The organism is Immundisolibacter sp. (genome assembly GCF_028696615.1).
Classification (GTDB): Bacteria; Pseudomonadota; Gammaproteobacteria; order Immundisolibacterales; family Immundisolibacteraceae; genus Immundisolibacter.
Genome location: NZ_JAQVGQ010000009.1, coordinates 1 through 20,933 on the forward strand (window position 1 = coordinate 1; position 20,933 = coordinate 20,933).

Consider the following 20,933-nt stretch of genomic DNA (forward strand, 5'->3'; position numbering starts at 1 on the left):
AAACCAACCAGCACGTCAGCCTCCCCAGTGCAGCTTGGTGCGCAGCAACTCGAAGTAGTCGTAGCCGGGCGGGTGGATCAGGCGCAGCGAGCGCTGGCGGGCACGGACCAGCACCCGGTCGCCGACCTCCAGCGGCAGACTGTGCTGACCGTCGCACACCACACGCGCCTTGGCGTGGTTGTCGGCGGTGAGCTCGATCTCGAGCACCTGATCGGCGCCCAGCACCATCGGCCGGATCGCCAGCGTGTGCTGGCAGATCGGCACCACCACCACGGCGCGCAGGTCCGGGTAGACGATCGGTCCGCCCGAGGACAGCGCATAGGCGGTCGAGCCGGTGGGCGTGGCCACGATCAGCCCGTCGGCGCGCTGGCGGTGCACCAGCCGGCCCGCGGCGCGGGTTTCGAATTCGATCATCTTGAGGCTGTCCCACTTGTGCAGGACCAGCTCGTTGAGCGCCGTGGCGGTGTGCAGAGCCTGCCCGCCGCGGTGCAGCTCGACCTGCAGCAACAGCCGCTCGTCGGCATGGAACGCCCCGTGCAGGATGGCCGGCAGCACGTCGAAGGTATCGTCCGGCGAGATGTCGGCCAGAAAGCCCAGGCGGCCCAGGTTGATGCACAGCAGCGGCACGTCGAGCGGCGCCAGGATGCGCGCGGCGGCCAACAACGTACCGTCGCCGCCGAGCACGATGCCCAGATCCGTACCGGCGGCGGCCAGCTGCGCGCGCGCCGCGCCGTCCTGCGCCGGCTCCCAGGCCGGGTCGATGCGCAGCGCCGCGACCGTGCAGCCGAGCCTGGGCAGCGAGTCGTGCAGGCGCCCGACCAGGGTCTGCACCACCGCGTCGTCGCGCTGCCACAGCAGCGCCGGGCAGCGGAACGCCAGCGGCGCCACGGCGCGCGCGACCGCCGCCCCCGCCGGTACGGGCGCGGGCGCGGGGCCGATCAGCGGGCTGCCAGGGCGCTCGGTCATTTGTCTATAGTATGGCCAGACTGTGCCATTCGTCGGTCATTTTCCGTTCATCCCCGGCTGCCGTGTCCGCGTCCCACCATCCCACCTCCCAACCGCTCAGCGAACGCGCCCAGCACCTGTTGCGCGGGCTGGTCGAGCGCTACGTGGCCGACGGCCGGCCGGTCGGCTCAAAGACGCTCACCCGCGATCTGGGCCTCGGCCTGAGCCCGGCCACCCTGCGCAACGTCATGGCCGACCTGGAGCGCCTGGGCCTGATCGCCGCGCCGCACACCTCGGCCGGCCGCGTGCCGACCGCCAAGGGCCTGCGCGTGTTCCTGGACACGCTGCTGCGCACGCAGCCCATCGACGAGGCCGCGCAGGACGCGCTGCGCGACAAGCTCGGCAGCGGCGAGCCGGCCGCGCTGGTGGAAAACGCCGGCCGCCTGCTGGCGGACCTGAGCCAGCAGGCCGGCGTGGTGCTGCTGCCGCGACGCGATGTGGCGCGCCTGCGGCACGTCGATTTCGTCAGCTTGTCCGACGATCGGCTGCTGGTGATCGTGGTCACCGACGACGGCGACGTGCACAACTGGGTGGTGCGGCAGCCGAGCGGCCTGAGCCCGGCGGCGCTCACGCGCGCCGCCAATTACCTCACCGAGCACCACGCCGGCAAGACGCTGGCGCAGGTGCGCGGCGCCATCCTGGACGAGCTGCAGCGCGCGCGCCTGGAAGTCGGCGAGCTGATGCAGGCCATGACCGAGCTGGCCGAGCACCTCACGCCACCGCCCAACGCCGGCGCGGCCGGCGATTACCTGATCCGTGGCGAATCGAACCTGCTGGCCAGCGCCGATGCGGCGGCCGATTTGCGCAATCTGCAGGCGCTGTTCCGGGCATTCGGCGAGAAGCGCGAACTGCTGCGCCTGCTCGACGAATGCCTGCACGGCCAGGGCGTGCAAATCTTCCTGGGCGCCGAGTCGGGCTACCAGTTCCTGGGCGATTTCAGCCTGGTGACCGCGCCGTACGAGATCGACGGCGAGGTGGTCGGCGTGCTCGGCGTCATCGGCCCACAGCGCATGCCCTACCAGCGCGTGGTGTCGGTGGTGGATGTCACCGCCCGCCTGCTCGGCGCCGCCTTGAATCGCCGCCAGCCGCACCCCATGTGACGGCAACACGATCCGCCCGCCGCACGCGGCGGCGGCCCATTCCAGCTTTCGGGAGTTGCCCATGAGCGATCAAACCGAGCCGTCGGCGGCCGAACGGCCGACGGGTGAGACCCCGTCTGCGCCCGCCGGCGAAACCGTGACCACGGAAACGCTCGAGCAGGCCCAGGCCCGCGCCGAGCAGGCGCGCGAGCAGCTGCTGCGAGCCTACGCCGACATGGAAAACCTGCGCCGACGCTACGAGCGCGAGCTGCAGAACGCCAGCCGCTACGCGGTGGAATCGCTGATCGGCGAGCTGCTGCCGGTCAAGGACAGCCTGCGCGAGGCGCTGAAGGCCGGTTCGGCCGAGGACCTGGACCCGGCCGCCGCACTCGAGAAAATCCTCGAAGGCACGCGCCTGACGCTCGGCATCCTCGACAAGGCGCTCGCCAAGGCGGGCCTGACCGAGATCAACCCGCAGGGCGAAGTCTTCAACCCCGAACTGCACCAGGCGATGGCGCTGGCCGAATCGGCCGAACTGCCGCCGAACCACGTGATCCAGGTGGTGCAGACCGGCTACCGGCTGCACGATCGGCTGGTGCGCCCGGCCATGGTCATCGTGTCGAAATGAGCGCTTGAAATCCCCCGCCGCTGCTCCCACTTGAGCGGCAAGGCCCGACCCACCCGTTCAAGGAGAACAAAACCCATGGCCAAAATCATCGGCATCGACCTCGGCACCACCAATTCCTGCGTGGCCGTCATGGAAGGCGGCAAGCCGCGCGTGATCGAAAATGCCGAGGGCGACCGCACCACCCCGTCCATCGTCGCCTTCACCAAGGACGGCGAAGTGCTGGTCGGACAGCCGGCCAAGCGCCAGGCGGTCACCAACCCGCACAACACCCTGTACGCGATCAAGCGCCTGATCGGCCGCCGCTTCGACGATCCGGTGGTGCAGAAGGACATCAGCATCGTGCCGTACAAGATCGTGCGCGCCGACAACGGCGACGCCTGGGTGGAAGTCAACGGCAAGAAGATGGCGCCGCCGGAAATCTCCGCCCGCGTGCTGCAAAAGATGAAAAAGACCGCCGAGGACTACCTCGGCGAGCCGGTCACCGAAGCGGTGATCACGGTGCCGGCCTACTTCAACGACAGCCAGCGCCAGGCCACCAAGGACGCCGGGCGCATCGCCGGCCTCGAGGTCAAGCGCATCATCAACGAGCCGACCGCGGCCGCGCTGGCGTATGGTCTGGACAAAAAGCGCGGCGACCAGAAGGTGGCCGTGTACGACCTCGGCGGCGGCACCTTCGACATCTCGATCATCGAGATCGCCGAAGTCGACGGCGAGCACCAGTTCGAGGTACTGGCCACCAACGGCGACACCTTCCTGGGCGGCGAGGACTTCGACCTGCGCCTGATGAACTACCTGGCCGACACCTTCAAGAAGGACGCCGGCGTCGACCTGCGCAACGACCCGCTGGCCCTGCAGCGCCTGAAGGAGGCCGCCGAGAAGGCCAAGATCGAGCTGTCGTCGGCCCAGCAGACCGAAATCAACCTGCCGTACATCACCGCCGACGCGAGCGGCCCCAAGCACCTCAACATCAAGCTGACGCGCGCCAAGCTCGAGTCGCTGGTCGAGGACCTGATCGCCCGCACGCTCGAGCCGTGCCGCATCGCGCTCAAGGACGCGGGCCTGTCGGCCAGCCAGGTCGACGAGGTGATCCTGGTCGGCGGCCAGACCCGCATGCCCAAGGTGCAGGAAGCGGTCAAGGACTTCTTCGGCAAAGAACCGCGCAAGGACGTGAACCCGGACGAGGCGGTCGCCATCGGTGCCGCCATCCAGGGCGCCGTGCTGGCCGGCGAGGTCAAGGACGTGCTGCTGCTGGACGTGACGCCGCTGTCGCTCGGCATCGAGACGCTGGGCGGCGTGATGACCAAGCTGATCGAGAAGAACACCACCATCCCGACGCGCGCCTCGCAGATTTTCTCGACCGCCGAAGACAACCAGACCGCGGTCACCGTGCACGTGCTGCAGGGTGAGCGCGAAATGGCGGCCGGCAACAAGTCGCTCGGCAAGTTCGACCTCACCGACATCCCGCCGGCGCCGCGCGGCGTGCCGCAGATCGAGGTCACCTTCGACATCGACGCCAACGGCATCCTGCACGTGTCGGCCAAGGACAAGGCCACCGGCAAGGAGCAGAAGATCGTCATCAAGGCCTCCAGCGGCCTGTCGGACGAGGAAGTGCAGCGCATGATCCGCGACGCCGAGGCGCATGCCGAGGAAGACCACAAGGCCGCTCAGCTGGTGCACGCCCGCAACCAGGCCGACAACCTGGTGCACCAGGTGCGCAAGAGCCTGGCCGACCTGGGCGACAAGGTACCGGCCAACGAGAAGGCGCGCATCGAGGACGCCATCCGCGCCGTCGAGGAAGCCGCCAAGGGCGACGACCGGGCCGCCATCGAGTCCGCCACCGCGGCGCTCGGCACGGCCGCGCATGCGCTGGCCGAGAAGGCCTACGCCGGCGGCGCCGAGTCGACCGGCCAGGCGCACGGCAGCGGCGGCAGCGACGACGTGGTCGACGCCGAATTCAAAGAAGTGCGCGACGACAAGTAAGCCGGGCTGCGCCCGCCACACCCCGGACCGGCCCGCCCGGTCTGGGGTTTTTCGTTTGTCCCCTGATCAAGACGTTCCGCCATGGCGCCACAAGACCTATACGAAGTGCTCGGCGTGTCGCAGACGGCCGACGAGAACGAGATCAAAAAGGCCTACCGGCGCCTGGCCATGAAATATCACCCGGACCGCAACCAGGGTGACGCCGAGGCCGAGGAGCGCTTCAAGCAGGTACAGGCCGCCTACGAGGTGCTGTCGGACCCGGAAAAGCGCCGCGCCTACGACCGCTACGGTCACGCCGGCATCGACCCGCACGCGGCGGCCGGTGCGGGCGGTTTCGGCGACATCTTCGGCGACGTGTTCGCCGACATCTTCGGCGCCGGCCGCGGCACGCGCGGCGGGCGCGCCGGGCCGACGCGCGGCGCCGACCTGCGCTACGAGCTCGAGATCAGCCTCGAGGACGCCTATCGCGGCATCACCACCACGCTCGACCTGCCGGTACTGGTGGAGTGCGGCACCTGCAACGGCAGCGGTGCGCGGCCCGGCACCGCGCCGATTACCTGCCGTACCTGTGGCGGGCATGGCCAGGTGCGCGTCCAGCAGGGCTTTTTCTCGCTGCAACAGACCTGCCCCAGCTGCCGCGGCGCCGGACAGGTGATCGCCGACCCCTGCCCCGACTGCCACGGCGCCGGACGCGTGCAGAAAAACAGGAAACTGGAAGTGAAAATCCCGGCCGGCGTCGACACCGGCGACCGCATCCGCCTGGCCGGCGAAGGCGAGGCCGGTCGCCGTGGCGGCCCGCCGGGCGATCTGTACGTCGACATCCGCCTGCGTCCGCATCCGCTGTTCGAGCGCGACGGCAGCGACCTGTACACCGAGGTGCCGATCAGCGTGGTGACCGCCGCGCTTGGCGGTGAACTCGAGGTGCCGAGCCTGGAAGGCCGCCTGAACGTCACCGTGCCGCCGGGCACGCAGACCGGGCGCGTGTTCCGCCTGCGCGGCAAGGGCATGCCGTCGGTGCGCGGCGGCGGCGTCGGCGATCTGATGGTGCGCGTGACGGTGGAGACCCCGGTCAACCTCGACGAGCGCCAGACGCGCCTGCTGCGCGAGCTCGGCGAGACCATGGGCGAACACCACCGCCCGCGCGAGCAGTCCTGGCTGGACCGCGTCAAACGCTTTTTCGAGTAAACCGCATGCCACAGCCGATTCGTATCGCCATCGCCGGCGCCGCCGGGCGCATGGGCCGCACCCTGATCGCCGCCTGCGCCGACCGGCCCGAGCTTGCGCTGGCCGCCGCCTTCGAGCACCCCGGCAGTCCGGCGCAGGGCGCCGACAGCGGCCTGCTGGCGGGGCTGCCGGCCAACGGCATCGCCGTCACCGACGACACCGCCCTGACCGCCGTGCCGTTCGACGTGCTGATCGACTTCACCCGCCCCGCCGCCACGCTGGCGCACGCGCGTGCCTGTGCCGACGCCGGCCGGGCGCTGGTGATCGGCACCACCGGCCTCGACGCCGCCCAAAAGGCCGAGCTGGCCGCCCTGGCGCAGCGCGTGCCGGTGGTGTTCGCGCCCAACATGAGCGTCGGCGTCAACCTGTGCCTGGCGCTGCTGCGCCAGGCGGCGGTAGTGCTCGGCGACGACTTCGACGTCGAGATCATCGAGGCCCACCACCGGCACAAGGTGGATGCGCCATCCGGCACGGCGCTGCGCATGGGCGAAGTGGTGGCCGACGCGCTCGGCCGCGATCTGGCCGACTGCGCCGTATACGGCCGCGAGGGCCACACCGGCGAGCGCGACCGGCGCACCATCGGTTTCGCCACCGTGCGCGGCGGCGACATCGTCGGTGATCACACGGTGCTGTTCGCCGGCGACGGCGAGCGCGTCGAGATCACCCACAAGGCCAGCAGCCGGCTCACCTTCGCGCGCGGGGCGCTGCGCGCGGCGGCCTGGCTGGCCGGCCGGCCGGCGGGTCTTTACGACATGCAGGACGTGCTCGAGCTGCGCTGAAGGCGCACCGGATCAACGCAAACGCCGCAGCAGGCGCCCGGCGAACAGCAGAATCGTCACCGGCAGGACCAAGGCCGTCAGCGGCGCCGGCAGGTGCAGCAGCAGCCCGAGATAGCCCAGCGTCTGGGTGACGAAATAAAGGCCGATTCCGGCCACCGTGCCGGCCAGCACGCGGCGGCTGAGCGTGCTGGCGCGGTTGCTGCCCAGCACCAGCGGGATCGCCACCAGCATCATGGCCAGCGTCACCAGCGGCTGGGCGATCTGCTGCCACAGGCGCAGCTCCTCCTGCGGCGCCTGCTCGCGGCGGGCGCGCAGGTCACGCACGTAGAAATACAAATCGAGCGGCGACAGCGACTGCGGCGGCACCACCAGCACTCCCAGCTGCTCGGCGTTGAGGAACGACTGCCATTCCAGCTGCGCCCGCTGTTCGGCACGCGCCGGCGCCGGCAGGAACTGCCGCACCACCACGTCCTCGAGCTGCCAGGTGCGGTCCTGTCCGAGCCGCGCCCGCGCGGCGTGCACGTAGCGCTGCAGACGGCCGGCGTCGTCGAACTCGTACAGCGCCACGTCGGCCGGCGTGCGGCCGCGCAGCATGCGCCCGACGTTGACGAAGTTGCGCCCGTCGCGCGACCAGAAGCCGCCGCGAAAATCCACCGACACGTCCTGCGCCAACGCCGCGGCGCGCATGCGCTCGGCGCGCGTCTCCAGCGCCGGGGCGATGAACTGCGCCATCAGCAGCATCAGCAGCAGCAACACCAGCCCAGGCGCCAACACCATGCCGATCAGGCGCCGCAGCGGTATCCCGGCGGCGCGCATGGCCAGGATCTCGTTGCCGTCCGCCAGCAGGCCGAGCGGCACCAGCGTGCCCAGCAGCGCCACCACCGGCGTGGTGTCCAGCAGCCGCCGCGGCAGCATCATCAATACGTACAAAAACGCATCGAACAGGCGGTAGGTATCGCCCACGTCGTCGAGCTGCTGGATCAGCTCGATGAAGCTGAACAGCGCCACGAACACCAGCGCCACCATCAGGTAGCCCTGCGCCATCGAGCGCGCGATGTAGCGGGCGAGGATCATGCGCGCCGGCGCCGCCACTTCGGCAGCACGATCAGCACCGCCAGCAACAGACCGCCGATCAGCGGCACCAGCAGCACCCCCGGCCACGCCGGCAGCTTGCCGTCCTCGACCGCGTCCATCGCCACCGCCAGCAGGTTGTAGTAGACGATGCAACCCAGCAAGGCGGCGGTGAGCTTGCCCGAGCGGCTGCGCCGCGGCGGCATACGGCTGATCGGCACGCCGAGCAGGCCGAGCAGCACCGTCGAGACGGGAGCCGTGATGCGCCACTGCAGCTCGGCCGTGTCCTCTGGGTTGCTGGACGCTGCCAGCTCGCCGTTGGCGGTAGCCTTGCGGCGCTTGCGCACCACCACCTGCCCCTCGTCCAGGCGCAGCGCCAGCGTGCGGTAACTGATCACCACGTCGTTGCCCGCCTGGGCGCCGGTGGAGGGGTCGAGCTGGTAATAGTGGCCGTCCAGGAACTCCACCACCTGGCGGCCATCGGCTTCGGTGAGCTGACGCGCCCGCTGCGCAAACACCACGCCGTCGGCGCCGCCGGAGTCGGCGTGCGCGAACACCTGCAGCCGCTGGTCGCCGTCGGCCGCCTCGCTGAACATCACCACCCCGCCGGCGAAGTCCGAATAGAACCGGCCCGGCGGCAGGCGCGTGAGGTCGAAGCGCCGCTCGGCGCCGGCCTCCAGGCGGTACACGTTCTGATACAGCTGCGGGCGCACCTGCAGCGACGCCAGCCCCACCAGCAGCGCCACCGGCACGGCCAGCCACAACACCGCCTGGAACAGCCAGCGCTCGCCGATGCCGCACGCGGCCAACGCGGTGATTTCCTGATCGCGCTGCAGGCGCCCCAACCCCAGCGCCACCGACAGCATGAGCGCCATCGGCACGATGGCGTCCAGGCTGATGAGCAGCTTCAGACCGATCAGCACCGCCGCCAGACGAGCGGGCAGGGCGCCGCTGGCCGCCTCGCCCAGAAAACGCGCCGAGCTGTAGCCGGTGAACACCAAAAGCAGGCTGCCGCAAACCACGGCGAACGGATTCGCCAGCTCGCGCAGCAGGTAGCGTCGCAGGATCATGGAAACAGATGCACGGATGCGGAACGGCAGTCTAGCAGGCCGTGGCCGGCCGCCGCATGCGCTGTGCTAGGCTTGCCAGCCCGCCGAGCGGCCCCGGGGACGGTCCCGGCCGCCGGACGCGGTCCCGCAGCCGGCGACCGCCAGGCGATCCACCCTTGCTGCAGCGAACCCTGTGCCGAGCCGGGTTCGCATACCGGAGTCCCGTTCAATCCATGCAGGCCGTCATCCTGAGCGCCGGTCAAGGCCGGCGCTTGCTGCCCCTCACCGCCGATCGCCCCAAGTGCCTCATCGATTTGCATGGCAAGACCCTGCTGCAATGGCAGCTCGACGCGCTGCTGGCGGCCGGCGTGGGACCGATCACCGTGGTCACCGGCTATGCCAGCGACGCGGTCGAGGCGGTCATCGCGCACCATTACGCGGATCGGCCGGTACGCGTCCAGTTCAACCCGTTCTTCCAGGTGGCCGACAATCTGGGCAGCTGCTGGATCGCGCGCGCCGCCTTCGCCGGCGAGCTGCTGCTGCTCAACGGCGACACCGTGTTCGAACCGGCCGTGGTGCAGCGCCTGCTGGCCGCGCCGCCGGCGCCCATCCGCCTGACCATCGACCGCAAGGCCCGCTACGACGACGACGACATGAAGGTCATCGTCGATGGCACGCGGGTGCTGCGCATCGGCAAACACCTGCCGCTGGACGCCGTGGATGCGGAATCGATCGGTCTGCTGCGCTTTTCCGCGGACGGCGCCCGGCGCTTCCAGGCCGCCGTCGAGCGCGCGCTACGCGAACCGGACGGCCTGCGCTGGTGGTATCTGGCGGTGATCGACCGCCTGGCCGACGAGAGCCTGGTCGAGACCTGCTCCATCGAGGGCCTGCGCTGGGCGGAAGTCGATTTCCCGCGCGATCTCGACGCCGCGCGGGCGGTGGTGGCTGACGGCTGAGGACGCGCGGCTTCGTTCGGCGCCTCCCTGCCACCGCGCTGTCAGCCGTCGCTCGCCAGCAGGCGCTCCACCAGCTCGCAGTCGGCCACCGAGTCGACATCCACCGCCGCGCGCGGATCATCCAGCAGCACCGCACCGAGCCGCGCCCCGACGCGCCGCGACAGCCGCTCCAGGCCGCCCTCGAGCGTCAGCCAGCCGCCGAGGTATGCCAGCAGCGTGCCCATCCCGAGCGCCGCCGCCAGGCGGTGCGGCTTTTTGCGCTGTTGCTCGATGTGCCGCCAAAACGCCGGCGCCCGCCGCCCGGCCGGCGTCAGGAAGGCGAACAGATTGCAGCCGCAGTAGGCGCCGTCACGAAAGCGCAGCGCCGTGCGCCGTGACTGCGGAAATGCCGCCTGCACGCGCGCGTGGGCGGCAAGCCCGACCACGGCATCCTTGCCACTACCGAGCGCCGCGGCGCAGAACGCATCCACCCAGGCGCTTTGCAGCAGCGCATGATCGGCCGTGGTCAGCAGCACCGGACGCTCGACCGGCAAACGCTCGAGCGCCGCCATGGCACTCAGACTGGGCGAGGCCTGCGGCGGCAGCCAGGCGAGCTCGCCGGCCGCGATGCGCTGCGCGAGCTCCGGACAGGCATCGAGCTGCGCCTGCCGCGGTCCGACCAGCGTCACACCGGCCACCGCGCCGCTGCCGGCCAGCGCATCCAGCACCCGCAGCAGCATCGGCCGGCCGGCCATCGGCACCAACGCCTTGCACGGCACACCGGCGCGGCGCGCCACCGGGTCGTCCGGCCCGCGGTCGCCGGCCAGCACCACGGCCTGGAAGGGACCGCTCAAAGCGCCTTGCCGTAAATGCGGTAGCGCTTGTACAGGCGACTGCCGAGCGATTCGATGATGCTGCGCATGCCGCGGTTGTCCTCGAGGATCCAGGACATCTCGGCCTGCCGCACGCCGCGCCGCAGGCCGGTCTGACGGGCCGCGTCGATCACCAGCATGGCCAGCACGGCGCCCAAGGGCGTGCCATGCAAGCGCCGGCGCACACCCATCAGCGCCACGCGCACGCCCTTCGGATGACGCACTTTGAGACGCCACAACAGCTTGGCCCAGCCCAGCGGCAACAGGCGGCCGCGCAGGTCGGCGATCGCCTCGTTGAGGTTGGGCAGCACGCCGATCATGGCCACCGGTTCGCCGGCCACCTCGGCGATCTGCACGAATCCGGGATCCACCAGCCAGCGCAGCAGCTGGCCGAGCTGCGCGAACTCGGCGGCGCTGAACGGCACGAAACCCCAGTTACCGGCCCAGGCGTCGTTGAAGATGTCGCGCAGGGTCTCGATGTCGCGCTCGAGGTGACGCCGGTCGATCGGCCGCAACGTCACCTTGTGCCGCTCGCGCTGCATCAGGCGCTGCGCCGCCGGCGGGAATTCGAAATCGGCGTCGACGATATAGGCCAGCAGATCGCGCGCCTTGACGTAGCCCAGCGCCTCCAGGCGCGGCCCGTAGTACGGCAGCGCATGGCCCATCATGACCATCGGCGGCGTGTCGAAACCGTCTACCAGCAGGCCGCATTCTTCGTTGATGGTGAGGTTGAACGGGCCGCGCACCTCGGCCATACCCCGCCCGCGCAGCCAGTCCTCGGCGGTGCCGAGCAGCGCGGCGAACACCTGTGGATCGTCCTCGGCCTCCAGCAGGCCGAAATAACCGACCCGCTCGCCGTGAATCCGCTCATGCAGCGCATCCACCTGTGCGCTGATGCGCCCGACCACGCGCTCGCCACGAAAGGCCAGCCAGGCCTGCAGCGTGAGGTGCTCGAACGCCGGATTGCGCGCCGACAGCAGCTCGTGGCGCTCGACCAGCAATGGCGGCACCCAGTGCGGGTCGTGCCGGTACAGGCGTGCCGGCAGATCCCAAAAGGCCCGCGCCGCAGCCTTACCCGCCAACGGGGCGACACGCAGCCCGGCTGCAGCGTTCATACGTGAAAAGCCACCGATTGGTTGAAAAAATTTGGCAGTTTCGGGAAGCGCCGCCAGCTTGGGCCGATTTTTCCCTTCGGGGGCTTATGCGCTATATTTCGGGGCTATTTTATGACCAAAAAGTGACCGCGCGCCCTGCGGTCGGCTCGCCGGACCGGGCCACGCCACGGGAGTTTACGTGTCTCGAATGCCTGCGTTGATCGGTTCTGCCAAGCCGCCGGCGCGCGACTTCCCGCGCCACGACCACACGTGAACGCCACGGCGCAAAAATTCGGCGATCCGGCCACGCGCATCGCCCGCTGCGGCGCCTGGACGGTGCTGCTGCGGCCGCGGCAGCCCACGTTGGGCGCGCTGGTGCTGGTGTGCGAAGAACCGGTCACCGCGTTCGGCGCGGTCAGCAGCGCCGGCTATGCCGATCTGGCGCAGACCATCCGCCGCGTCGAGGCCATGCTGGGCGCCGCCTTCGCCTACGACAAGATCAACTACCTGATGCTCATGATGGTCGACCCCGACGTGCATTTCCATGTACTGCCGCGCTACGCGACGCCGCGCCAGTTCGCTGGCCGGATGTTTTCGGACCCGGCCTGGCCGAATGCGCCCGAGCTTGGCTTCGATCTCGGCCTGGACGACACCAGCCGGTCACAGCTGGTCAACCTGCTGCGCGAGACCTGGAAATGAACGGCGCCCCCAACGCCACTGCGGCCCCCCGACAGCGCGAGCCAATGGTCCAGCCGACGCCGACCCACAACAGCCTGCCCCTGCGGTTTGCCGATTTCGACACCCTGACCGAGGCGCTCGATTACGCCGCGCAGGGTGACACCGGCAGTAACTTCCACAACGCCCGCGGCGAACTGACGCTGGCGCTGCCCTACGCCGCGCTGCGCTGCGACGCCCTCGATCTTGCCCGGCGGTTTGCCGCGCTCGGCCTGCCGCGGCAGGCGCGCGTCGCCCTGGTGGCGGAAACCGACCCCGATTTCGTGCGACTGTTTTTTGCCTGCCAGTACGCGGGCCTGGTGCCGGTGCCGCTGCCGGCGGCGGTGCATCTGGGCGGACGCGATGCCTACGTGCGCCAGCTGCGCGCCATGCTGGCGAGCTGCGAGGCCAGCGTGGCGCTCGCGCCGGCGGATTTCGCCGCCATGCTGCAGGCGGCGGCCTGCGACGCCGATCTGAGGTTTTGCGGCACGCCGGAACAGTTCCGCGCCCTGCCGTCCGCCGACCGGGCGCCACAGCCGGCGCAGCCCGACGAGCTGGCCTACCTGCAGTACACCTCCGGCAGCACGCGCTTCCCGCGCGGGGTGATGATCACCCACCGCACGGTGATGCAGAACCTGCAGGGCATCGTGCGCCACGGGCTGGCCATCCGCGACGACGACCGCTTCATGTCGTGGCTGCCCTTCTATCACGACATGGGCCTGGTCGGGCTGGTGTTCTCGCCGCTGGCCAGCCAGCGCTCGGTGGATTACCTCGGCACGCGTGATTTCGCCATGCGCCCGCGCCAGTGGCTGGCGCTGATGTCGCGCAACCGCGCCACCATCGCCTTCAGCCCGCCGTTCGGCTATGCGCTGGTGACGCGCCGCCTGCGTGCGAGCGATGCCGCCCAGTACGACCTTTCCGCCTGGCGCATCGCCGGCGTCGGCGCCGAGACCATCCGCGCCGAAACCCTCGAGAACTTCGCCGCCGCGCTCCAACGCAGCGGTTTTCGCCCGCAGGCCTTCCTGCCCTGCTACGGCATGGCCGAGTGCTCGCTGGCGGTCAGCTTCGCGTCGCTGGATACGCCGGTGCAGACCGACGCCGTCGATGCCGAGACACTCGCCAACGAACGCGTGGCGCGTCCGGCCGACGCGCACAGCCGCACCGTCAACCGCTTCGTCAACTGCGGCGCGGTGTTGCCCGGACATCAGGTGGAAATCCGCGACGATGCCGGACGGCGCCTGCCGGAGCGTCGCTGCGGCACCATCTTCGTGCGCGGGCCGAGCGTCATGTCCGGCTACTTCGGCGATCCCGCCGAAACGGCGCGCGTGCTGTCGACCGACGGCTGGCTGAACACCGGCGATGTCGGCTATCTGGCCGACGGCGGATTGTTCATCACCGGCCGGGAAAAGGACCTTTTCATCATCAACGGCCGCAACATCTGGCCGCAGGACCTCGAATTCCTGGCCGAACAGCAACCGGAGCTGCGCCCGGAAGACGCCTCGGCATTCGCCGTGCCGGGCGCCGACGGCAGCGACCTGGCGGTGCTGGTGGTGCAGTGCCGTGAGCAGGACCCGCTGCGCCGCATCGACCTGGTGACGCGCCTGCAGGGCCTGATCAAGGCCGAGCTGGGCATCGCCTGCTTCATCGAGCTGGTGCCGCCACACACCCTGCCGCGCACCTCCTCGGGCAAGCTGTCGCGTTCCGGCGCCCGGCGCGACTTCCTCGAGCGCAACGACGTCAGCGCCCTGACCGCCGAACGGCTCGCGCACGGCATTGACTGAGGCTGCCGCCGGCCCGCTCGCCATCACCGGCGCCAGCGGATTCGTCGGCGCCGCCATCGCGCGGCATCTGGCCGCCGCCGGCTGGCGCCTGCGCCTGCTGGTGCGCCGCGGCTCCGAGAATCGGCTGCCGACGCTGGTGGGCGCCGAGATCATCACCGGCTCCCTGGCCGACCGCGGCGCGCTCGAGCGCCTGCTGGACGGTGCGCAGGCGCTGGTGCATGGTGCGGGAGCGGTGCGTGGCGCCTCTTATGCCGATTTCGAGCGCGTCAACGTCGCCGGCACGCAGGCGCTGCTGGACGCTGCCGGCCCGACGCTGCGAATGCTGCATATCTCCTCGCTGGCCGCCCGCCATCCACGACTGTCGCACTACGCCGCCAGCAAGTGGGCCGGCGAACGGTTGGTGATGACGACGCTGGCACCGGCGCGGCGCGTGGTGCTGCGCCCGCCGGCGATCTACGGCCCCGGCGATCGCGAGCTCAGACCGCTGCTCGACGCCATGTGGCGCGGCTGGGCGCTGCTGCCGGGGCCACCGCAGGCGCGCTTCTCGCTGCTGCACGTCGACGATCTCGCCCGCGCCGTGGGCCGTTTGCTGGCCGGCGAGGCCGGCTGGGGCGCCATTCACGAGCCCGACGACGGCCAGCCCGGCGGGCACGGCTGGCAAGACCTGCTGGACGCGATCGGCCGGCTGCGCGGCGCTCGCGTGCGCGCCGTGCATGTGCCGGGCTGGCTGCTGTCGGCCCTCGGCGCCGGCAACGAGCTGCTGTCGCGCCTGACGCACCGCCCGCCGATGCTCAGCCGCGGCAAGGCGCGCGAACTGCGCTGGCCGGATTGGGTGGCCGCCGGCAACGTCAGCCTGGCGGCCTGCGGCTGGCGCCCGGCCATCGACCTCGACCGCGGCCTGCGCGATACGCTGACCGCAGCCGCGGACCGGCGCCAGTCGGCCTGACACCGCGCGAGGCGGCAGAGCCGCCGCTATACTGCCGCCGCCAATGCCCGCCATCGGGCGCCAAGGCACCGGTGAGCTGGAGGAATACATGGCAGTCAGCGCGCAGCGCATCCTCGAAACCCTGCAGGCTCGCCTCAGCGACCTGACGGGCGGCAAGCACGTCACCGGTGATACCGACCTGGTCGCCGATCTGGGGCTCGACTCCCTGCAGGTCATGGAACTGCTGATGGAACTGGAAGACGCTTTCGACATCTCGATTCCGGTCAACGTGATGGCCGACGTGCGCACGGTGGGCGAGCTCGCCGCCGCCGTGCAGGGTTTGCTGTCCTGACCGCCCGGCACGTCACCGTGGGACTGTTCGACAAACTCGCCAGCGCCGCGGCGGTGCGGCGCGACGTGGTCAGCGCGGGCGGCCTGGTGCCGTTCGGCGTCACCGTGGAACGCATCCTGTCGCCGACCGAAGGCATCGTCGCCGGCCGCCAGGTCATCCTCGGCGGCACCAACAACTACCTCGGCCTCACCTTCGATCACGACTGCATCGAGGCCGGCATCGCCGCCCTGCGCCGCGAGGGCACCGGCACCACCGGCTCGCGCATGGCCAACGGCAGCTATGCCGGCCATCTGGCGCTCGAGCGCGAACTGGCAGCGTTCTACGGCTGGCCGGAAGCGATCGTGTTCTCGACCGGCTACCTGGCCAACCTCGGCATGATCGGCGCCCTCACCGGGCCCGGCGACGTGCTGGTCATCGACAGCGATTGCCACGCCAGCATCTACGACGGCTGCAAACTATCCGGCGCCGAGGTGATCCGCTTCCGGCACAACAATGCGGCCGATCTTGACCGCCGTCTGGCCCGCCTCGGCGAGCGCGCTCACAATGCGCTGGTGATCGTGGAGGGCATTTACAGCATGCTCGGCGACCAGGCACCGCTGGCCGACATCGTGGCAGCCAAAAAACGGCACGGCGCCATGCTGATGGTGGACGAGGCGCATTCGCTGGGCGTGCTCGGCGAGCATGGGCGTGGCCTGTGCGAGGCGGCAGGCGTCATGGACGGCGTCGATTTCGTGGTCGGCACCTTCAGCAAGAGCCTGGGCGGGGTCGGCGGCTTCTGCGTCAGTCCGCACCCGGAATTCGGCCTGGTGCGCTACACCAGCCGGCCGTACATCTTCACCGCCTCGCCGTCGCCGGCCACCATCGCCTCCACGCGCCAGGCGCTCGGCCACTTGCGCAGCCGCCCGCAACTGCGCGAGCGCCTCTGGCACAACGTGTCGCGCCTGCACCAGGGGCTCACCGCGCTCGGCCTGCCGCCGGCCGCCGCGCCCAGTCCGGTGCTGGCCATCGCACGCGACAGCCGCGAGCAGGCGCTGGCCGACTGGCAGCAACTGCTCGACGCCGGCGTGTACGTCAACCTCATGGTGCCGCCGGCCACGCCGGGCGGCATCAGCCTGCTGCGCTGCAGCATCAGCGCCGCCCACAGCGACGCGCAGATCGACCACATCCTGGCCGCGTTCGCCGCTCTGCCGGGCGGACGCAGCGCTGCACCAGGACAGGCCGCCCTGGCATGAGCCCGGCCGCCGCGCAGCCGGCGGCTGCAGCACCGCCCGTGCCGCACCTCGAGCCGGTCCGCTTCGACGTTCTGCCGGGGGCGGTCGCCATCGACCGCCCGCCGGTGCGCATCTTTCTGGGCACCGAACCCGCCCAGCACCGCGCCGAGCGGGTGTTCTTCTACTCGCTGATGAAGGTGCGCCACCCCGGGCGGGTGTACGAGGTGTACCGGATGACGCGCCTGCCGGGCTTCGCCCAGGGCCGCTGGCGCACCGGCTTCACCAACTTCCGCTTCGCCATTCCCGATCTCGCCGACCGGCAGGGCCGCGCCATCTACAACGATGTCGACGAGATTTACCTGGCGGACCCGGCCGAGCTGTTCGACCTGCCGCTGGGCGAGGCGGGCTATCTCGCCATCACGCCGGCCGACACCGCGGTGATGCTGATCGACTGCGCACGCATGGCCGAGGTCTGGACGCTCGAGCGCGCGCAGCGCCTCGACAAGAAAACGCTGCTGCAGCTGGCGGCCGAAAAACCCGGCCTGTGGGCGCCGCTGCCGGCCAAGTGGCACGCGCGTGACATGGAATACCGGCCCGGCTTCACGGCCTGCCTGCACTACACGGCGCTGAACCTGCAGCCGTGGCACCCGACCCCCGAGCAGTACTCCTACCACCCGCACCCGCTCGGTGAGCTGTGGCGCGACCTCGAGCGCGAGGCCGACGCTGCGGGCTACGAGATCTTCACGGCCGCGGCGCCGAGCCCGGCGTTTCGGGACGCCGCAGCGCGCCTGGCCGCCTTGGCGCCGCTGCAGGCGCCGGCCGAGCTCGCCGCGCTGGCCGGGCCCGACGGCCGCGTGGCGTGCCTGGGACCGCTCGATACGGCGGCGCTGGCCGGACTCGACGCGACCGCGCTGCCGCTCGACGCCTTGCCCGGCGCCAAGGCGGAGTTGATCGCCGCCGCGCGCTTGGAGCTGTGCCCGGCCGAAGACTTGCCGTGGCTGCTCGACGCGCTGTTCGCCGCCGCCACGCGCGCCGTTTACGTCGCCGTCGCCCCGACACTGGCCGAGGCGCCCGCCGACACCGAACAGTGGTGGCGCCAGCGCCTGCGCGCGGCCGCGCGCCGCCATCCCGGGCGCGCCTGGCGGCTCGACCTGCTGGATGCAGCCGGCCGACGCACGCACGGCTGGCAGGCGCCCGCAGCAGGTCCGGCTGCGCCCACGGTGTGGTGCCTGCACGGCAAACACGCCGGCGACAACGCGCAGATCGACGCCCTGGCCGCCGCGCTCGGCTGCCCCGCGCAGGTGCACCGCCTGCGATTTACGGCGCTGTCGCGCCTGCCGGGCTGGCTCAAGGGCGCCACGCGCCTGGGCCTTGCCGGCGCCGAGCCGCCGCTGCTGCCGCCGTGGCCGGATCTGGTGATCGCCGCCGGGCGGCGCAGCGCCAGTGTGGCGCGCTGGATCGTCCGGCAAAGCGGTGGGCGCACGCGCAGCGTGCTGCTCGGCCGCCCGCGGGCGCCGCTCAAGGCGTTCGATCTGGTCATCACCACGCCGCAGTACGGCCTGCCGGTGCGCGGCAACGTGCTGCACCTGCCGGCGCCGCCGGTCAGGCCGGCCGCCGTCGATGACGCCGAGCTCACCCGCTGGCAGGACCAGTGGGCCGCGCTGCCGCGGCCGTGGATCGGCGTTCTGGTGGGCGGCGATCGGGCGCCGTACCGGCTGGACGCGGCCGCCGCCCGGCGTCTGGCGCAGGCGGCGCAGGCGCTCGCCGCGCAGCGCGGCGGCAGCGTGCTCGCCACCACCGGCCCGCGCACTTCGGCGGCCGCCGCCGTGGCACTCGAAGGCGCGCTTGGCCAAAGCGCCTTCTGTCACCGCTACGGCAGCGGCGACAATCCCTACCGCGCGCTGCTCGCGCTGGCCGATGCGCTCATCGTCACCGGCGACAGCGCCTCGATGCTGGCCGAGGCCGCCGCCAGTGGCAAGCCGGTGGCGGTGTTCCCACCGCCGCTGCACCGCACGCCCGGTCAGCGCCTGCTGCGCTGGATCGAAAAACGCCTGGGCCTCATCGAACGCGCCGCCGGCAGCCGCGGCACGGCGCGCCAGCAGAACCGGCTCGGCCGGCTGTACGATCGGCTGCTGGTGGCCGGCCTCGTCAGCCGCGAGCGCGACGTGGCGGCGGTGCAGCGCAGCCTCGGCCTGCCGAGCCTGCCGGCCGAGCCCGCACCGGCGCTGCTTGGGCCCGATCTGCTGGCGCGGGCGCTCGGCGACGCCGCCACCCGCGCGCGCGAGCTGCTGTGCGCCGAACAACCGATTCCCTGAGGCCCATGTCCGACCTGCGTTATCTCGATGCGGCGCGCCTTGATGCGCTCGATGCCGCGTACTTCCAGCATCGCCGCCCGTTTCCGTGGATCAACCCGCAGGGTCTGCTCACCGAGCAGGGCTTCGCGACGCTGTACGAGACACTGCCGGAGCTCGAACTGTTCGACAAGCACTTCGGCGTGGCGCGCAAACACGGCCAGCAAAGCCACGACCGCTACGCGCTCGAATACCGACCGGACCTGCCGCTGGATGCGCCGTGGCACGAGTTCGTCGCCGAGCTGAACGGCCCGGTTTACACGGCGTTTTTGAAGCGCATGTTCGGCGTGCGCAGCGTCGGCCTGTCCTGCCACTGGCACTACACGCCAAACGGCTGCTCGGTGTCGCCGCACTGCGACGCCAAACGCAAGCTCGGCTCGCACATCTTCTACTTCAATACCGAAAAAGACTGGGACCCGTCCTGGGGCGGCGAGACGCTGATTTTGGATTCCGACCACCCGCCGCCGCCCGACTCGGCGCCGCGGCTCGAGGACTTCGAGCGCGTCACCGCCGCCGTCGCCATCGGCAACCGCAGCCTGCTGTTCGCGCGCACCGATCACTCCTGGCACGCGGTGCGCGAGATTCGCTGCCCGCCGCAGGCGCTGCGGCGGGTGTTCATCCTGGTCATCGAACCCGGCGGCGGCCCGTCCTGGTGGCGACGCCTGCGCGGGCAGGGCGGCTATTGAGCGCGCCAGAGCAGGTAGCAGCGCCGCGCGTCGCGCTGCTGATTTCGGGCCTTGGCCTGGGCGGCGTGCAGCGCACCATGCTGACGCTGGCTGGCGGCCTTGCCGACCGGGGTCTGGCCGTCGACCTGCTGGTGCCGGACGAGCGCGGCCCGTTCCGCGACCAGATACCGGCCAACGTGCGCCTGGTGAACCTCTCGCGCTGGTGGCTGCGCCTGCCCATCATCCGCGCCCGCAAGCGGCGCCGCGCCCTGCTGATGGCGCCCGCGATCGCCGGTTACCTGCGCCGGCAGCGCCCGGCGGCGCTGCTGTCGGCCTCGCATTACGTGAACCTGGCCGCCATCTGGGGCCGTGATCTGGCCGGCACCGGCACGCGCCTGGTCATCAGCCAGCGCACGCAGCTGTCGGTGGCCATCACCAACAGCAAGCTGCCCATCCTGCGCCGCCGCCCGCTGCTGGCCTGGATGACGCGCCGCTACTACCCGCGCGCCGACGCGATCGTGGCGGTGTCGAACGGCGTGGCGGATGATCTCGCTGCCGTCGCCCGCCTGCCGCGCCAGCGCATCGTCACCGTCTACAACCCCACCGACCTCGACCATATCGCTGAACGCGCGGCCGAACCCGCGCCACACCCGTGGCTGACCGACGGCGGCGCGCCGGTGATCGTGGCGGTGGGGCGTCTTGCGGCGCAGAAGGACTTTGCCACGCTGCTGCGGGCGTTTGCCCGGCTGCGCGCACAGCAACCGGCACGGCTGCTGATCCTCGGCGAAGGGCGCAAGCGCCCGCAGCTCGAGGCGCTGGCCCGCGAGCTTGGCATCGCCGATGCGGTGGCCTTGCCAGGCTATGCCGAAAATCCGTTCGCCGCCCTGGCGCGGGCTGATCTGTACGTCATGTCGTCACGCTACGAGGGCCTGCCGGGCGCACTCATCCAGGCGCTGGCCTGCGGCTGTCGCATCGTCAGCACCGACTGCCCGTCCGGGCCGGCCGAGATCCTCGACCACGGCCGCTACGGCCGGCTGGTGCCGGTCGGTGATGAAAAGGCGCTGGCTGCCGCCATGCAGCAAGCGCTCGCCGCCCCGAACGATGCGCTGCGCCAGCGCGAGCGGGCGGCGCTGTTTTCCGTGCCAAGGGCCGTGGATGCCTACCTCGACCTGTTGCTCGGGGAGGCCGCCGCCAAATTTCGCCACCCGCCGGCGTAGC

At 71.0% G+C, this 20,933-nt stretch carries 19 protein-coding genes; 14 read left to right on the forward strand and 5 right to left on the reverse strand.

All coding sequences use genetic code 11. The annotated features are described in order from the left end of the window. Nucleotides 1-15 precede the first annotated feature (15 nt). Entirely contained in the window at nucleotides 16-966 is a 951-nt protein-coding gene (locus tag PHC73_RS01365) for an NAD(+)/NADH kinase (protein WP_300123769.1), read from the reverse strand. A 62-nt stretch (nucleotides 967-1,028) separates the two neighbouring features. Between PHC73_RS01365 and hrcA the strand changes: the two genes are divergently transcribed. The 5 genes from hrcA to dapB all read left to right on the forward strand — a co-directional run bounded on the left by hrcA (nucleotide 1,029) and on the right by dapB (nucleotide 6,695). After that, nucleotides 1,029-2,105 carry a heat-inducible transcriptional repressor HrcA gene (gene hrcA, locus PHC73_RS01370; protein ID WP_300123770.1) on the forward strand — a complete coding sequence of 359 codons (1,077 nt, stop codon included), beginning with the start codon at nucleotides 1,029-1,031 and terminating at the stop codon, nucleotides 2,103-2,105. A 61-nt stretch (nucleotides 2,106-2,166) separates the two neighbouring features. Further along, nucleotides 2,167-2,712 (forward strand): nucleotide exchange factor GrpE, encoded by a 546-nt coding sequence (gene grpE / locus PHC73_RS01375; protein ID WP_300123771.1) that lies wholly within the window; start codon nucleotides 2,167-2,169, stop codon nucleotides 2,710-2,712. Between the two features lie 30 nt (nucleotides 2,713-2,742). Then, nucleotides 2,743-4,692 carry a molecular chaperone DnaK gene (dnaK, locus tag PHC73_RS01380; RefSeq protein ID WP_300123772.1) on the forward strand — a complete coding sequence of 650 codons (1,950 nt, stop codon included), beginning with the start codon at nucleotides 2,743-2,745 and terminating at the stop codon, nucleotides 4,690-4,692. 81 nt (nucleotides 4,693-4,773) lie between these two features. Next, a complete protein-coding gene (gene dnaJ, locus PHC73_RS01385) occupies nucleotides 4,774-5,877 on the forward strand; it encodes a molecular chaperone DnaJ (protein ID WP_300123773.1) in 1,104 nt (367 codons plus the stop codon). Between the two features lie 5 nt (nucleotides 5,878-5,882). Beyond that, on the forward strand, nucleotides 5,883-6,695 hold the full coding sequence (gene dapB, locus PHC73_RS01390) for a 4-hydroxy-tetrahydrodipicolinate reductase (protein WP_300123774.1): 813 nt from the start codon (nucleotides 5,883-5,885) through the stop codon (nucleotides 6,693-6,695). Nucleotides 6,696-6,707: 12 nt separating this feature from the next. Here dapB and lptG read toward each other — a convergent pair whose 3' ends face one another. Continuing rightward, nucleotides 6,708-7,769, reverse strand: coding sequence for an LPS export ABC transporter permease LptG (lptG, locus tag PHC73_RS01395; protein WP_300123775.1), 1,062 nt, complete (start codon nucleotides 7,767-7,769; stop codon nucleotides 6,708-6,710). Continuing rightward, nucleotides 7,766-8,836: an LPS export ABC transporter permease LptF gene (gene lptF / locus PHC73_RS01400; RefSeq protein WP_300123776.1), complete on the reverse strand. Its 1,071-nt coding sequence runs from the start codon at nucleotides 8,834-8,836 to the stop codon at nucleotides 7,766-7,768. The genes lptG and lptF overlap by 4 nt, the downstream gene beginning before the upstream one ends. Before the next feature lie 212 nt (nucleotides 8,837-9,048). Between lptF and PHC73_RS01405 the strand changes: the two genes are divergently transcribed. Continuing rightward, nucleotides 9,049-9,771, forward strand: a complete 723-nt coding sequence (locus PHC73_RS01405; RefSeq protein ID WP_300123777.1) for a phosphocholine cytidylyltransferase family protein — start codon at nucleotides 9,049-9,051, stop codon at nucleotides 9,769-9,771. A 41-nt stretch (nucleotides 9,772-9,812) separates the two neighbouring features. Here PHC73_RS01405 and PHC73_RS01410 read toward each other — a convergent pair whose 3' ends face one another. Both PHC73_RS01410 and PHC73_RS01415 read right to left on the reverse strand, forming a co-directional pair. After that, nucleotides 9,813-10,604 (reverse strand): nucleotidyltransferase family protein, encoded by a 792-nt coding sequence (locus PHC73_RS01410; protein ID WP_300123778.1) that lies wholly within the window; start codon nucleotides 10,602-10,604, stop codon nucleotides 9,813-9,815. Continuing rightward, a complete protein-coding gene (locus PHC73_RS01415; protein ID WP_300123779.1) occupies nucleotides 10,601-11,737 on the reverse strand; it encodes a hypothetical protein in 1,137 nt (378 codons plus the stop codon). Before PHC73_RS01415 ends, PHC73_RS01410 begins: the two co-directional genes overlap by 4 nt. A gap of 249 nt (nucleotides 11,738-11,986) precedes the next feature. On the opposite strand from PHC73_RS01415, the gene PHC73_RS01420 reads away from it, so the two are divergent. From PHC73_RS01420 to PHC73_RS01455, 8 genes are all read left to right on the forward strand, one after another. Then, the gene (locus tag PHC73_RS01420) at nucleotides 11,987-12,415 is read left to right on the forward strand and encodes a hypothetical protein (RefSeq protein WP_300123780.1); all 429 of its coding nucleotides are present in this window, start codon (nucleotides 11,987-11,989) and stop codon (nucleotides 12,413-12,415) included. Between the two features lie 44 nt (nucleotides 12,416-12,459). Then, a complete protein-coding gene (locus PHC73_RS01425) occupies nucleotides 12,460-14,211 on the forward strand; it encodes a fatty acyl-AMP ligase (RefSeq protein WP_300123781.1) in 1,752 nt (583 codons plus the stop codon). Next, nucleotides 14,204-15,157, forward strand: a complete 954-nt coding sequence (locus PHC73_RS01430; protein ID WP_300123782.1) for an NAD(P)-dependent oxidoreductase — start codon at nucleotides 14,204-14,206, stop codon at nucleotides 15,155-15,157. The genes PHC73_RS01425 and PHC73_RS01430 overlap by 8 nt, the downstream gene beginning before the upstream one ends. Before the next feature lie 88 nt (nucleotides 15,158-15,245). Further along, nucleotides 15,246-15,488 (forward strand): acyl carrier protein, encoded by a 243-nt coding sequence (locus PHC73_RS01435; RefSeq protein WP_300123783.1) that lies wholly within the window; start codon nucleotides 15,246-15,248, stop codon nucleotides 15,486-15,488. 23 nt (nucleotides 15,489-15,511) lie between these two features. Then, nucleotides 15,512-16,720 (forward strand): aminotransferase class I/II-fold pyridoxal phosphate-dependent enzyme, encoded by a 1,209-nt coding sequence (locus tag PHC73_RS01440; RefSeq protein ID WP_366949772.1) that lies wholly within the window; start codon nucleotides 15,512-15,514, stop codon nucleotides 16,718-16,720. Next, the gene (locus PHC73_RS01445) at nucleotides 16,717-19,014 is read left to right on the forward strand and encodes an ELM1/GtrOC1 family putative glycosyltransferase (RefSeq protein WP_300123785.1); all 2,298 of its coding nucleotides are present in this window, start codon (nucleotides 16,717-16,719) and stop codon (nucleotides 19,012-19,014) included. Before PHC73_RS01440 ends, PHC73_RS01445 begins: the two co-directional genes overlap by 4 nt. A gap of 5 nt (nucleotides 19,015-19,019) precedes the next feature. After that, entirely contained in the window at nucleotides 19,020-19,736 is a 717-nt protein-coding gene (locus tag PHC73_RS01450; RefSeq protein ID WP_300123786.1) for a 2OG-Fe(II) oxygenase, read from the forward strand. After that, entirely contained in the window at nucleotides 19,733-20,932 is a 1,200-nt protein-coding gene (locus PHC73_RS01455) for a glycosyltransferase (RefSeq protein WP_300123787.1), read from the forward strand. Before PHC73_RS01450 ends, PHC73_RS01455 begins: the two co-directional genes overlap by 4 nt. Nucleotide 20,933 lies beyond the last annotated feature (1 nt).

Coding starts and splice junctions, on each gene's coding strand:
- PHC73_RS01445 (WP_300123785.1), top strand. CDS start 16,717: ATGAGCCCGGCCGCCGCGCAGCCGGCGGCTGCAGCACCGCCCGTGCCG.
- dnaJ (WP_300123773.1), top strand. CDS start 4,774: ATGGCGCCACAAGACCTATACGAAGTGCTCGGCGTGTCGCAGACGGCC.
- PHC73_RS01450 (WP_300123786.1), top strand. CDS start 19,020: ATGTCCGACCTGCGTTATCTCGATGCGGCGCGCCTTGATGCGCTCGAT.
- PHC73_RS01415 (WP_300123779.1), bottom strand. CDS start 11,737: ATGAACGCTGCAGCCGGGCTGCGTGTCGCCCCGTTGGCGGGTAAGGCT.
- PHC73_RS01425 (WP_300123781.1), top strand. CDS start 12,460: ATGGTCCAGCCGACGCCGACCCACAACAGCCTGCCCCTGCGGTTTGCC.
- PHC73_RS01365 (WP_300123769.1), bottom strand. CDS start 966: ATGACCGAGCGCCCTGGCAGCCCGCTGATCGGCCCCGCGCCCGCGCCC.
- PHC73_RS01435 (WP_300123783.1), top strand. CDS start 15,246: ATGGCAGTCAGCGCGCAGCGCATCCTCGAAACCCTGCAGGCTCGCCTC.
- lptF (WP_300123776.1), bottom strand. CDS start 8,836: ATGATCCTGCGACGCTACCTGCTGCGCGAGCTGGCGAATCCGTTCGCC.
- PHC73_RS01405 (WP_300123777.1), top strand. CDS start 9,049: ATGCAGGCCGTCATCCTGAGCGCCGGTCAAGGCCGGCGCTTGCTGCCC.
- dapB (WP_300123774.1), top strand. CDS start 5,883: ATGCCACAGCCGATTCGTATCGCCATCGCCGGCGCCGCCGGGCGCATG.
- grpE (WP_300123771.1), top strand. CDS start 2,167: ATGAGCGATCAAACCGAGCCGTCGGCGGCCGAACGGCCGACGGGTGAG.
- lptG (WP_300123775.1), bottom strand. CDS start 7,769: ATGATCCTCGCCCGCTACATCGCGCGCTCGATGGCGCAGGGCTACCTG.